Annotated in this window: 14 protein-coding genes; 10 read left to right on the forward strand and 4 right to left on the reverse strand. The window is 72.9% G+C overall.

Annotated features, from left to right (window positions below):
* Positions 1 to 14: 14 nt before the first annotated feature.
* The 3 genes from FHS34_RS36065 to FHS34_RS36075 all read right to left on the reverse strand — a co-directional run bounded on the left by FHS34_RS36065 (position 15) and on the right by FHS34_RS36075 (position 3,628).
* The gene (locus tag FHS34_RS36065; RefSeq protein ID WP_184973545.1) at positions 15 to 755 is read right to left on the reverse strand and encodes an LON peptidase substrate-binding domain-containing protein; all 741 of its coding nucleotides are present in this window, start codon (positions 753 to 755) and stop codon (positions 15 to 17) included.
* Positions 756 to 766: 11 nt separating this feature from the next.
* Positions 767 to 1,807: a hypothetical protein gene (locus FHS34_RS36070; protein WP_372478618.1), complete on the reverse strand. Its 1,041-nt coding sequence runs from the start codon at positions 1,805 to 1,807 to the stop codon at positions 767 to 769.
* A gap of 243 nt (positions 1,808 to 2,050) precedes the next feature.
* The gene (locus FHS34_RS36075) at positions 2,051 to 3,628 is read right to left on the reverse strand and encodes an oxidoreductase (protein WP_184973550.1); all 1,578 of its coding nucleotides are present in this window, start codon (positions 3,626 to 3,628) and stop codon (positions 2,051 to 2,053) included.
* Positions 3,629 to 3,817: 189 nt separating this feature from the next.
* Between FHS34_RS36075 and hisD the strand changes: the two genes are divergently transcribed.
* The 10 genes from hisD to FHS34_RS36125 all read left to right on the forward strand — a co-directional run bounded on the left by hisD (position 3,818) and on the right by FHS34_RS36125 (position 11,533).
* Complete coding sequence (gene hisD, locus FHS34_RS36080) at positions 3,818 to 5,143, forward strand: histidinol dehydrogenase (protein ID WP_184973552.1); 1,326 nt, start codon at positions 3,818 to 3,820, stop codon at positions 5,141 to 5,143.
* Positions 5,140 to 6,246: a histidinol-phosphate transaminase gene (locus tag FHS34_RS36085; protein WP_184973554.1), complete on the forward strand. Its 1,107-nt coding sequence runs from the start codon at positions 5,140 to 5,142 to the stop codon at positions 6,244 to 6,246. Before hisD ends, FHS34_RS36085 begins: the two co-directional genes overlap by 4 nt.
* Entirely contained in the window at positions 6,243 to 6,845 is a 603-nt protein-coding gene (gene hisB, locus FHS34_RS36090; RefSeq protein WP_184973556.1) for an imidazoleglycerol-phosphate dehydratase HisB, read from the forward strand. The genes FHS34_RS36085 and hisB overlap by 4 nt, the downstream gene beginning before the upstream one ends.
* 3 nt (positions 6,846 to 6,848) lie before the next feature.
* Positions 6,849 to 7,013: a CG2302 family histidine operon protein gene (locus FHS34_RS36095; protein ID WP_184973558.1), complete on the forward strand. Its 165-nt coding sequence runs from the start codon at positions 6,849 to 6,851 to the stop codon at positions 7,011 to 7,013.
* A complete protein-coding gene (hisH, locus tag FHS34_RS36100) occupies positions 7,004 to 7,648 on the forward strand; it encodes an imidazole glycerol phosphate synthase subunit HisH (protein WP_184973560.1) in 645 nt (214 codons plus the stop codon). The genes FHS34_RS36095 and hisH overlap by 10 nt, the downstream gene beginning before the upstream one ends.
* Positions 7,649 to 7,651: 3 nt before the next feature.
* Complete coding sequence (gene priA / locus FHS34_RS36105) at positions 7,652 to 8,374, forward strand: bifunctional 1-(5-phosphoribosyl)-5-((5-phosphoribosylamino)methylideneamino)imidazole-4-carboxamide isomerase/phosphoribosylanthranilate isomerase PriA (protein WP_184973562.1); 723 nt, start codon at positions 7,652 to 7,654, stop codon at positions 8,372 to 8,374.
* Between the two features lie 16 nt (positions 8,375 to 8,390).
* A complete protein-coding gene (locus tag FHS34_RS36110) occupies positions 8,391 to 8,786 on the forward strand; it encodes a RidA family protein (RefSeq protein ID WP_184973564.1) in 396 nt (131 codons plus the stop codon).
* 6 nt (positions 8,787 to 8,792) lie between these two features.
* On the forward strand, positions 8,793 to 9,548 hold the full coding sequence (gene hisF / locus FHS34_RS36115; protein ID WP_184973566.1) for an imidazole glycerol phosphate synthase subunit HisF: 756 nt from the start codon (positions 8,793 to 8,795) through the stop codon (positions 9,546 to 9,548).
* 122 nt (positions 9,549 to 9,670) lie between these two features.
* Positions 9,671 to 10,258 carry a helix-turn-helix domain-containing protein gene (locus FHS34_RS36120; protein ID WP_184973569.1) on the forward strand — a complete coding sequence of 196 codons (588 nt, stop codon included), beginning with the start codon at positions 9,671 to 9,673 and terminating at the stop codon, positions 10,256 to 10,258.
* Between the two features lie 21 nt (positions 10,259 to 10,279).
* Entirely contained in the window at positions 10,280 to 11,533 is a 1,254-nt protein-coding gene (locus FHS34_RS36125) for an MFS transporter (protein ID WP_184973571.1), read from the forward strand.
* A gap of 25 nt (positions 11,534 to 11,558) precedes the next feature.
* On the opposite strand, the gene FHS34_RS36130 is transcribed toward FHS34_RS36125, so the two are convergent.
* Positions 11,559 to 12,194 (reverse strand): TIGR03085 family metal-binding protein, encoded by a 636-nt coding sequence (locus FHS34_RS36130; RefSeq protein WP_184973573.1) that lies wholly within the window; start codon positions 12,192 to 12,194, stop codon positions 11,559 to 11,561.
* Positions 12,195 to 12,272: the final 78 nt, after the last annotated feature.

Consider the following 12,272-nt stretch of genomic DNA (forward strand, 5'->3'; position numbering starts at 1 on the left):
CTTCCCGCTGGTCCTCAGTTCAGGCTGGTCGGCGCCCGCGTCAGCTCGAACGCGGGCAGCGACGGCAGGTTACGGATGATCGCCGTCTCCGCGCGAAGGAGTTTCAGCTCGTCCCGCAGCCGGGACGCGGTGTCCGGCGCCTGGAGCAGCCGCTGCTTGGTCGGCGTGTCGTGCACCATCGCCGCCGCCACCAGGTACGACACCACGCCCGGATCGTCCGGCAGTTCGGCACTGGTGGACAGCGAGCGCTCCCGGGCGCCCGCCAGCCGCTTCTGGTACTGCCGGAAGGAGCGCAGGACGCCCTCGGCCAGCGCGCCGGCCTCGTCCCCGGGCTCCTCGGCCAGCTCCTCCAGCTCCGCGGTCAGGAACGGTCCCGACGCGTCCACGGACAGCAGCCGCGCCCGGGTCGTGCCGGTCGCCAGCACCTCGAACGTGCCGTCGGACCGCTCCCGGACGGTCGCCGCGTCCGCGATACAGCCCACCCCGTGGAAGGCTTTGAGCGGGTCGGGGCCGAAGCCGGCGGCCGGGCCCCGTTCGGGCTGTGCCGTGGGATCCGGCATGCCCGAGGAGCTCGGCGCCACCTCGTAGCCGTCGCGGATGGCGACGACCGCGAACCGGCGCGGCTCGTCCTCCGGGGTCTTCATCAGGTCGCGCATCATGGCGCGATAACGCTCCTCGAAGACGTTCAGCGGCAGCACGAGCCCCGGGAACAGCACCGAGTTCAGCGGAAAGAGCGGGAGACGGACGGTGGTCACGGCGCCCCAGCCTAATGGTCGGCGGCGCGGGCGTGTCCGCGCCGGCCGTCGAGGGACTCCGGCGGCCCCGTCAGCAGCCCCGCCGGAGCGGCTCCCGGGCCCGCCGTCTCCAGGTGTTCCCGCAGGCGCAGGAAGTGGCCCAGCGGGTCGTCGGAGAACCGGCCCCAGGGGAACGAGGTGGCGTACGGGCCGATCAGGCGCAGCTGGACGCGGGCGTCCTCCCAGCGGTCCAGCCGCAGCAGCACGTACAGCAGCTTGTTGCGCACCTCGGCGGGAGCCGGGTCGGCCGCCGGGAGGCGCCCGGACAGCTCGATCGCGCGGTCGGCCGCCGCGTCCAGCCGGGCGCGCGGCACGGCGGGGCCGCAGCCGTCGGTCAGGTAGCCGAAGGCCGCCCGGGCGGGCAGGGCCTGGACCAGCGAGTCGGCCGGGGCGTCCTGCGCGGCCCGGTCGGCGAAGTCGAAGCACTCGCGGTGGGAGCCGTGCCAGGAGGCGGCCAGATAGCGCAGGGCGGCCACATGGCAGCCGTAGTGGTGCGGGGCCCGCCGGACGGCCGCCTCCCACAGCTCCTCGAAGTAGCGGTGCCCGGCCCGCGAGCCGCGCGCGTGGTCGAGCGCGATCCGCCAGGGCACCGGGTCGAGGCCGTCGGCGCGGGCGGCGGCCGTGATCAGCGGGCTCACCTCGCCCAGCAGCTCGGCCCGGGCCGGCGAGGGCCAGGCCCGGTCCACCGCCAGCTGGGTCCCGACCAGCAGCGCCCCGGGGTCGTCCGGGGCGGCGCCGAGCCACTCCTCGTACCACTCGGTGCGCGAGCGGGCGAAGGCGGCCAGGCGCCGTACGTACCGGTCGCGCCACTCCCACTCGGCCGCGGCGCGGGTGGCGGCGAGCAGGCCGGCCGCGGTGGCGTACTCGCCCCGGCCGGCCGCGACGAGCGCGGGCGAGAGGAGCTCGTCGGGCGCGTCGAGCACGGCCTCGTCCCTGGCCGGTGGCCGGCCGGCCGGGCGCGCGAAGCGTTTGGTCATCCGGGTGGGGCGGATGAACGAGGGCAGCAGAGCCATGGTGACGACCATTGAAAGTCCGCAGGTCGGGGCGGCGCCAGAGGGTTGTGGCAAGTCATGGAAGGTTGTACGGCGTACGGTCAAGGGCCGGTAAAGGGTGAATGTTCGTATTGTGTGCGGGTGGTGTCGGTGAGGGGCGTGTTCCGCCGGTGACGGCGATCCGGCCGCGGCTCCGGCCGGGGCGTACCCCTCGGCTCCGGCCGGGCGTGGCCGTGCGCTCCGGCTCCGGCCCGGGCGTGGCCGTCAGCTCCGGCGCAGCAGCCGGGTCGCGCCCGCCGCGACCGTCGTCGCCAGGACCCAGCCGAGCAGGACCATCGCCGCCGCGAGCCACTGCCAGCCGGCCCGCAGCTGCCACTGGCCCACCTGGCCCAGGTCGATCACCGGCAGCAGCAGGTCCAGCGTGAAGAGCGCCGGGTTCCAGGCCGGGTGACCGCCGGGGTTCATGGGCGGATGCCCGGCGTGGGCGAACGCCAGCGTGCCCGCCGCCCACAGCACCGCCATCCACACCGCGGCGCGGCCCGGACGGTAGCCGTAGGCGACGGTCCAGTCCTGCACGAAGCCCCAGACCTTGGCGGCGGGCGGCAGGGTCTCGCGCCGCCGGCGCTGCTTGGCGAGCAGCACCTCGCGCGCGTCCTCGTCCTCCCCGGCGGCCCTCAGTACCGAGGCCAGCCGCTCGTACGGCTCCGGGGCGTACTCCGCGGTGGCCGCCGCCACCCAGTCCAGGCGCCGGGTCAGCGGGAACGGGCCCTGTGGCACCAGGTTCTCGTAGGTGAACCCGCCCATGTGCAGGTTGCCGGCGTCCGGCCAGCTGCTCGCGCGGTCCACCAGGGTCGTGATCCGGGCGCCCGACAGCACGACCTTGCCGCGCTGCGGCTTGTCCCCGAGGAAGCGCAGCTCCGGGGTCTGCGCCCGGCGCAGGGACAGCTCCTGGTCGTCGGTGAAGACGAACCGGGCCCGCTCCAGGTCGACGGCGTCCCCGAACCGCCCGTCGTCCAGCCGCACCCCGCCCCGGCACTCGAACCGCTGGATCCGCGTCCCGCGCGCGGGTGTCGTGCCGCTCAGCTGCGGGCTGCCCACGCCCGCCGGGGTCAGGTACAGGGTGCGCTCGACCGTCATCTGGGGCGCGTTCAGGGCGAAGCGGGAGTAGGGGTTGGTGAGCCGCGCGCCGCGCAGGCTGAGCGAGACGCCGATCTGGGCGCCGCGCAGGCTCATCTCGCCGTGCGACTCCAGCATCTCCGCCTGGAGGTCCTGGCCGACGGTCATGCCGTCCGCCGCGATCGACCGGCCGCTGCGGTCGCGGTGCGCGACGGCCTGGTTGAGGAGCAGATCGGTGCCGATGTGCGCGTCCGTCAGCCGGACCCCGCTGCGGAACCGGCAGCGCGGCAGATGCAGGTCACCCTCCGTGTGCACCCGGGCCGCCTCCAGGCGTGGCACCGAGCAGTCCACCATGCGGACGGTGGTGAACCGGGCCTCCGGCAGCCGGACCTCCTCGTCGAAGCGGCAGCCGCGCAGCTCCAGGTACGGGGTGACCTGGCCGCCCGCCAGGTCCAGGGCGCCGGTGATCCGCACGCCGACGAGCTTCAGCGCGGACACCCGGCCGGCCAGCGCCGGCGGGCCGTCCAGCAGCAGCCAGCACACGATGCGGGCCCGCACGGTCCGCTCGGGACCCCAGGGGTGCCCGCCGTGCGGATCGTCCACCGTGAAGTCCCCGCTGCTCAGGTCGTACACGCTGCCGTTGCGGAAGGCCTGCCACATGCCCGCCTCGGGCGCGGACAGGTCGTCCGGCAGATCCCCCGTGCGGATGCCGGCCCCCTCGGTCACCGCTCTCCTCTCTCCGTTCGGTGGTTTTCGTACAGCCGTTCATGCCCGCTGCGTGACCCCCGGAACACCACACGTGAAGGTGATCTTCCGAGTTCCGGCCAGCCTATGTACCAGTCATTGGCCCACGTTCTGTATCAGCCATTGATACGCGCGGACGGCCCCCGACGGCGGTCTGAGAGAATTGGGACTGTGATTTCCCGAATCGATCTGCGCGGCGACGCCCTTCCCGAGGGCCCCGCCCTGCGCGACCTGCTGCCCCGAGCCGACTTCGACGTTGCGGCCGCCCTGGAGAAGGTGCGTCCGATCTGCGAGGCCGTGCATCATCGTGGCGACGCGGCGCTGATCGACTTCGCCGAGAAATTCGACGGAGTACGGCTGGAATCCGTCCGTGTCCCGGCCCGGGCGCTCACCGACGCGCTCGCCGGTCTCGACCCGGCCGTGCGCGCCGCCCTGGAGGAGTCCATCCGCCGCGCCCGGCTGGTCCACCGCGCGCAGCGCCGTGCCACGCACACCACCCAGGTCGTCCCCGGCGGCTCGGTCACCGAGAAGTGGGTGCCGGTCGAGCGCGTCGGTCTGTACGCGCCCGGCGGCCGCTCGGTCTACCCGTCCTCCGTGGTCATGAACGTGGTGCCCGCGCAGGAGGCCGGGGTCGAGTCGATCGCGCTCGCCTCGCCGGCCCAGGCCGCCTTCGGCGGCCTGCCGCACCCGACCATCCTCGCCGCCTGCGCCCTGCTCGGCGTGGACGAGGTGTACGCGGCCGGCGGCGCCACGGCCGTCGCGATGTTCGCCCACGGCACCGAGTCCTGCCCGCCCGCCAACATGGTCACCGGCCCGGGCAACATCTGGGTCGCGGCCGCCAAGCGCTACTTCACCGGCAAGATCGGCATCGACGCCGAGGCCGGCCCGACCGAGATCGCGATCCTCGCGGACTCCACCGCCGACCCCGTGCACGTCGCCTCGGACCTGATCAGCCAGGCCGAGCACGACCCGCTCGCGGCGGCCGTCCTGGTCACCGACTCCGTCGAGCTGGCGGAGGCGGTGGAGAAGGAGCTGGAGCCGCAGGTCGCGGCCACCAGGCACATCGACGACCGGATCGTGCCCGCGCTGAAGGGCAGGCAGTCCGCGATCGTCCTGGTGGACGGCGTCGAGGAGGGCCTCAGGGTGGTCGACGCCTACGGCGCCGAGCACCTGGAGATCCAGACCGCGGACGCGGCCGCGGTGGCCGACCGGGTGAAGAACGCCGGCGCGATCTTCATCGGCCCCTGGGCCCCCGTCTCGCTCGGCGACTACGCGGCCGGGTCCAACCACGTCCTGCCCACCGGCGGCTGCGCCTGCCACTCCTCGGGCCTGTCCGTGCAGTCCTTCCTGCGCGGCATCCACATCGTCGACTACACGAGGGACGCGCTGGCCGAGGTCGCGCATCACGTGGTGACGCTGGCGGAGGCGGAGGACCTCCCGGCGCACGGCGCGGCGATCAAGGCGAGGTTCGGCTGGAAGGTACCGACGAGCAAGTGACCGGCATCGACGATCTCCCCGTACGGGACGAGCTGCGCGGCAAGTCCCCCTACGGCGCGCCCCAGCTGGACGTCCCCGTACGGCTGAACACCAACGAGAACCCCTACCCGCTGCCCGAGCCGCTGGTCGAGCGGATCGCGGAGCGGGTGCGGGAGGCCGCCCGCGACCTGAACCGCTACCCGGACCGGGACGCGGTCCAGCTCCGCACCGAGCTGGCCCGCTATCTGACGAGGACGGGCAAGTACCCGCTCGGCACCGAGCACGTGTGGGCCGCCAACGGCTCCAACGAGGTCATCCAGCAGCTGCTGCAGACCTTCGGCGGACCCGGGCGCACCGCGATCGGCTTCGAGCCCTCGTACTCGATGCACGCGCTCATCGCGCGCGGCACCGGCACCGGCTGGATCTCCGGTCCGCGCAGCGAGGACTTCACGATCGACCTCGGCGCCGCCCGGCGGGCCATCGCCGAGCACAAGCCCGACGTCGTGTTCATCACCACCCCCAACAACCCCACCGGCAACGCCGTCCCGCCGGAGACGGTCCTCGCGCTGTACGAGGCGGCGCAGGCGGCCAAGCCGTCCATGGTGATCGTGGACGAGGCGTACGTCGAGTTCAGCCACGGCGACTCGCTGCTGCCGCTGCTGGCGGGCCGTCCGCACCTGGTCGTCTCCCGGACCATGTCCAAGGCGTTCGGTGCGGCCGGCCTGCGCCTCGGCTACCTCGCCGCCGACCCGGCGGTGGTGGACGCCGTACAGCTCGTCCGGCTGCCGTACCACCTGTCGGCGATCACCCAGGCGACCGCGCTGGCCGCGCTGGAGCACACCGACACGCTGCTCGGGTACGTCGAGCAGCTGAAGTCGGAGCGGGACCGGCTGGTCGCCGAGCTGCGCGCGACCGGCTACGACGTCACCGCGTCCGACGCGAACTTCGTGCAGTTCGGCCGGTTCGCGGACGCCCACACGGCCTGGCAGAAGATCCTCGACCGGGGCGTCCTGGTCCGGGACAACGGCGTACCGGGGTGGCTGCGGGTCTCCGCGGGCACCCCGGCCGAGAACGACGCGTTCCTGGACGCGGTACGCGATGTGAAGAAGGAGCTTGAGGCATGACTCGCGATGTCCGCGTCGGACGAATCGAGCGCACCACCAAGGAGACCTCGGTCCTGGTCGAGATAGACCTCGACGGCACCGGGAAGACCGACATCGCCACCGGCGTCGGCTTCTACGACCACATGCTCGACCAGCTCGGCCGGCACGGTCTGTTCGACCTGACCGTGAAGACCGACGGCGACCTGCACATCGACTCCCACCACACCATCGAGGACACCGCCCTCGCGCTCGGCGCCGCCTTCAAGCAGGCGCTCGGCGACAAGGTGGGCATCTACCGCTTCGGCAACTGCACGGTCCCGCTGGACGAGTCCCTCGCCCAGGTCACCGTCGACCTCTCCGGCCGCCCGTACCTCGTGCACACCGAGCCCGAGAAGATGGCGCCGATGATCGGCGAGTACGACACGACGATGACCCGGCACATCCTGGAGTCCTTCGTCGCCCAGGCGCAGATCGCGCTGCACGTGCACGTGCCGTACGGGCGCAACGCGCACCACATCGTGGAGTGCCAGTTCAAGGCGCTGGCCCGGGCGCTCCGCTACGCCTCCGAGCGCGACCCGCGCGCGGCCGGCATCCTCCCCTCCACGAAGGGCGCGCTCTAACCCATGAACGGTCTGTCGACCCTCCTGATCGTCGTCGGCCTCTTCCTTGCCGGCGGCATCGTCTCCTTCGTGAAGCAGAAGATGCCCACGAGCCTCATCGTGCTGCTCTCCATCGGCGCGGGCATGTGCCTGGTCGCGGGCGTCCTGCGGCTGGAGGTGTGGAATTGAGCGACAAGAAGGTCGTGGTCTTCGACTACGGCTTCGGCAACGTCCGTTCCGCCGAACGCGCCCTCGCGCGCGTGGGCGCCGACGTCGAGATCACCCGTGACTTCGACCGGGCGATGAACGCCGACGGCCTGCTCGTGCCGGGCGTCGGCGCCTTCGCCGCCTGTATGCGCGGCCTGCGCGACGCCCGCGGCGACTGGGTGGTGGACCGCCGGCTGTCCGGCGGGCGCCCGGTCATGGGCATCTGCGTCGGCATGCAGATCCTGTTCGCGCGCGGCATCGAGCACGGTGTGGAGGCCGAGGGGCTGGACGAGTGGCCCGGCACGGTCGAGCCGCTCCAGGCCGACGTCGTGCCCCACATGGGCTGGAACACCGTCGACGCCCCGGCCGGCTCGCAGCTGTTCGCGGGCCTGGACGCCGATGCCCGCTACTACTTCGTGCACTCCTACGCCGTCCGCGACTGGCGGCTGGAGACCCACAACCCGTTGATCGAGTCGCCCAAGGTCACCTGGTCGACGCACGGCGAGCCGTTCGTGGCGGCCGTGGAGAACGGCGCCCTGTGGGCCACCCAGTTCCACCCCGAGAAGTCCGGCGACGCCGGCGCCCAGCTCCTCACCAACTGGATCGGAACCCTGTAGACCATGGCCACGCTCGAACTCCTCCCCGCCGTCGACGTCCGCGACGGCCAGGCCGTCCGCCTCGTCCACGGCGAGTCCGGGACCGAGACCTCCTACGGCTCGCCGCTGGAGGCCGCCCTCGCCTGGCAGCGCTCCGGCGCCGAGTGGCTGCACCTGGTCGACCTGGACGCCGCGTTCGGCACCGGTGACAACCGCGCGCTGATCGCCGAGGTGGCCAAGGCGATGGACATCAAGGTGGAGCTGTCCGGGGGCATCCGCGACGACGACACCCTCGCCGCCGCCCTCGCCACCGGCTGCACCCGGGTCAACCTCGGCACCGCCGCCCTGGAGACGCCCGAGTGGGTCGCCAAGGTCATCGCCGAGCACGGCGACAAGATCGCCGTCGGCCTGGACGTGCGCGGCACGACCCTGCGCGGCCGCGGCTGGACCCGCGACGGCGGCGACCTCTACGAGACGCTGGCGCGCCTCGACAAGGAGGGCTGCGCCCGCTACGTCGTCACCGACATCGCCAAGGACGGCACCCTCCAGGGCCCGAACCTGGAGCTGCTGAGGAACGTCTGCGCGGCCACCGACCGCCCGGTCGTGGCCTCCGGCGGCGTGTCGTCCCTGGACGACCTGCGCGCCATCGCCGAGCTGGTACCCCTCGGTGTCGAGGGCGCCATCGTCGGGAAGGCGCTGTACGCGAAGGCGTTCACCCTGGAAGAAGCACTGGAGGCCACCTCTTGAAAAAGGACACGGTGTCATGACGTCCGAAGCCGTACGGCGGGTGCAGAGCGGAAGTCCCTGGGAAGAGAGCTTCGGATTCGCACGCGCCGTCGCGGCGGGTGACCGGGTGCTGGTGGGCGGTACGACGTCCTTCAAGGGCAACGTGCTGTACGGGGAGGGCGACCCGTACGAACAGGCCAAGGTGGCCTTCACCAGCGCCCTGGAGGCGATCGCGGAGTTCGGGCTCGGCGTCGAGTCCGTGATCCGTACGCGCATGTACCTGTCCCATGTGCGTGACGTGGACGCCGTCGGCCGGGCCCACAAGGAGCTGTTCGACTCCGTGCGTCCGGTCTCGACCCTGCTGGTCGTGGAGGGGTTCGTGGATCCGCGCATCCTGGTCGAAGCAGAAATCGAAGCATTCAGAGGAGCCTGAGCAGTCATGACCCTGGCGGTCCGAGTCATCCCCTGCCTGGACGTGGACAACGGCCGGGTCGTCAAGGGCGTCAACTTCCAGAACCTGCGCGACGCGGGCGACCCCGTCGAGATGGCGAAGGTGTACGACGCCGAGGGCGCCGACGAGCTGACGTTCCTGGACATCACCGCGTCCTCGGGCAACCGGGAGACGACCTACGACGTGGTGCGCCGCACCGCCGAGCAGGTGTTCATCCCACTGACGGTCGGCGGCGGCGTCCGCACGGCCGAGGACGTGGACAAGCTGCTGCGGGCGGGCGCCGACAAGGTGGGCGTGAACACCGCCGCGATCGCCCGTCCCGACCTGATCCGGGAGATCGCCGAGCGCTTCGGGCGTCAGGTGCTGGTCCTCTCGGTGGACGCGCGGCGCACCGGGTCGGGCTCCTTCGAGGTGACCACCCACGGCGGTCGCCGCGGTACCGGCATCGACGCCGTGGAGTGGGCGCACCGGGCGGCCGAGCTGGGCGCCGGCGAGATCCTCCTGAACTCGATGGACGCCGACGGCACGAAGGACGGCTACGACCTGGAGATGATCGCGGCGGTGCGCAAGCACGTGACCGTCCCGGTGATCGCCTCCGGCGGCGCCGGCAAGCTGGCCGACTTCGCGCCGGCCGTCGAGGCGGGCGCGGACGCGGTGCTGGCCGCGTCGGTGTTCCACTTCGGCGACCTGCGGATCGGCGAGGTGAAGGAGACGCTGCGCGGGGCGGGTCACCCCGTCAGATAGCAGCCGGGCAGCAGCCATGGAGAGCCCCGGCCAATGGGCCGGGGCTCTCTCGTGCCCAGATACGAAAGGGAAGTTGCGCAAAACTTATTGCGCAACTTTTCTTTCGCATCTAGCCTCGGATCATGCCGAGCGAAGAGAACCGCACGATCACGGACGTGGGCACGCTGAAGGCCTTCGCCCACCCCCTGCGCGCGAACCTGTACCGCCTGCTCTGCGTGGAGCGCGTCGCCACGGCGTCCCAGCTCGCCGAGCACGTGGACGAGGCCGTGTCCCTGGTCAGCTACCACCTGCGCAAGCTCGCCGGGCACGGGCTGATCGAAGAGGCGGAACCGCAGACCGGCGACGCCCGGGAGCGCTGGTGGCGGCCCGCCTCGGCCGGCGTGACCATCCGCAGCGCCGACTTCCGGGAGGAGCCGGAGAAGGCCGCGGCCCACCTCGCGGCCACCCGCCTCTTCCACGACCAGCGCACCGACCGCTACCGGCGCTACCTGGACGAACGCCCCGCGTGGAGCGCCGAGTGGAACACCGCGGCGATGGACAGCGAGTCCTGGATGCGGCTGACCCCGGCGGAGCTCACCGCACTGAAGGAAGAACTGCTGGCGCTGCTGCGCCGGTACGACGAGCAGGGCCGGGCCGCCGAAGCCGAGGGCGGGACCGAGGAGCGCGAGAACGTCGCGCTGTTCACGTACGGCTTCCCCTTCCGCGTCTGACCGAGTCCGAGAGGCCCCTCCATGACCGCCACCGCCACGGCCCCCGCCGCCGCCACCACCGGTGACCGCCCCGCCCACCGTGACCCCAACGTCCTGCGCTGGCTCGGCGCCTACACCTCCTCGATGCTCGGCGACAGCGTCTACTACCTCGCCCTGTCCTGGGCCGCCGTCCAGGCCGGCAGCCCCGCCCAGGCCGGCCTGGTGATGTCGGCCAGCGCGGTGCCGAGAGCCGTGCTGCTGCTCGGCGGCGGAGTGATCGCCGACCGGCTCGGCCCGCGCCGCGTCGTCATCGGCAGCGACGCCGTACGCTGCGCCGCCGTCCTCGCCGTCGCCGCCCTGCTCTACCTCACCAGCCCCGGCCTGTGGCCGCTCGCCCTGCTGGCACTGGTCTTCGGCACCGTCGACGCCGTGTTCATGCCGGCCGTGGGCGCCCTCCCGGCCCGGATCACCGGCAAGGGCCAGCTCGCCCGCGTCCAGGGCATGCGCGGCCTCGCCATCCGGTTCTCCAGCGTGGCCGGCGCCCCGCTCGGCGGCCTCGGCGTGGCGATGGGCGGCGCCCCCCTGGCCTTCGCCCTGGCCGGCCTGCTCATCGCCGTCTCCGTGCCGCTGCTGATCTCCGTCCGCATCGGCGACCGGCCCGCCGACCAGGGGGCGGCCACGAGCGGCACCGCGTGGAACGACCTGAAGGCCGGCCTGCGCTACATCCGCGGGCACCGCGTCCTCGCCCCGCTGATGCTGGCCATCGCCCTCGGCGACCTGGGCTTCGTCGGCCCGCTGAACGTCGGCCTGACCCTGCTCGCCGACCGGCGCGGCTGGGGCGCCTCCGGCATGGGCTGGATCCTCGCCGGGTTCGGCGTCGGCGCGGGAGCCGCCTCGCTGCTGCTGGCCGTCCGGGGCCGGGTGCCGCGGGCGGGGCTCGTCACCGGATGCGCGTGCGCCGTGGGCTCCGTGGCCATCGGGGCCCTCGCCTTCGTGCCGAGCCTGGCCGCCGCCGTCGGCACGGCCCTGCTCGTCGGCCTGCTCGCCGGGCTCAGCGGCGCACTGTGCGGGGCCCTGCTGCAGACCCAGTCCGACCCGGCCTACCTGGGCCGCGTCACCGCCGTCTCCAGCCTCGTCAGCCTCGGCCTCACCCCGCTGAGCATGCCCTTCGCGGCCGCCGCGATCGGCGCCTTCGGGCTCGGCCCGGTCTACGCCGTCAGCGCCGCCGTCTGCGCACTCGGCGGGGTCGTCGTCCTCGCCGTGCCGGCCCTGCGCCGCGCCGAACTCCCCGGCTGACGGCCCCCGCCGACGGCGCGGCCGCTCAGATGCCCAGCTGCCGGGACTCGTGCAGCCGGGTGATCGCGTCCGCGTCCCCGTCCAGATCCACCCTGGCCACGTCCTGCCGGCCGTACGCGAACATCAGCAGCTCCGAGGGCTCCCCGGTCACCGTGACCACCGGGGTGCCGCGGTGCGCCACCACGGTCTGGCCGTCCGGACGGCGCAGCACCAGGCCCGTCGGCACGCTCCGGCCCATCAGCCGGGCGGCACGCTCCAGCCGGGACCACAGCGCGTCCTGGAACACCGGGTCCAGCTCGCGCGGGGTCCAGTCCGGCTGCGCGCGGCGGACGTCCTCCGTGTGGACGTAGAACTCGATGATGTTGGCCGCCTCGTCGACCTGCTTCAGCTGGAAGGGCGAGAAGCGCGGCGGGCCGGTACGGATCAGCTGGATCAGCTCCTCGTACGGCTTCGCGGTGTAATCCGCCATCACCTTCTCCAGGCGCGGCGCGAGCGGTTTGATCAGCGTGCCCCCGGCCGCGTCCGGGCGGCGCTCGCGCACGATCACATGTGCCGCCATGTCCCGGGTGCGCCAGCCCTCGCAGAGGGTCTCGGCGTCCGGTCCGACGGTTTCCAAGAGGTCGGCGAGCAGGAGCCGTTCACGCTTGGCGAAGGTCGACATGCTGTCAGCCTACGACCAGGTAACGAGTCCGCGCACTGGACGCGGCACCGGCCCGGCCGGTCCCGCGCGGCACAATGG

The sequence above is a fragment of the Streptomyces echinatus genome, from assembly GCF_014203595.1.
Taxonomy (GTDB): domain Bacteria; phylum Actinomycetota; class Actinomycetes; order Streptomycetales; family Streptomycetaceae; genus Streptomyces; species Streptomyces echinatus.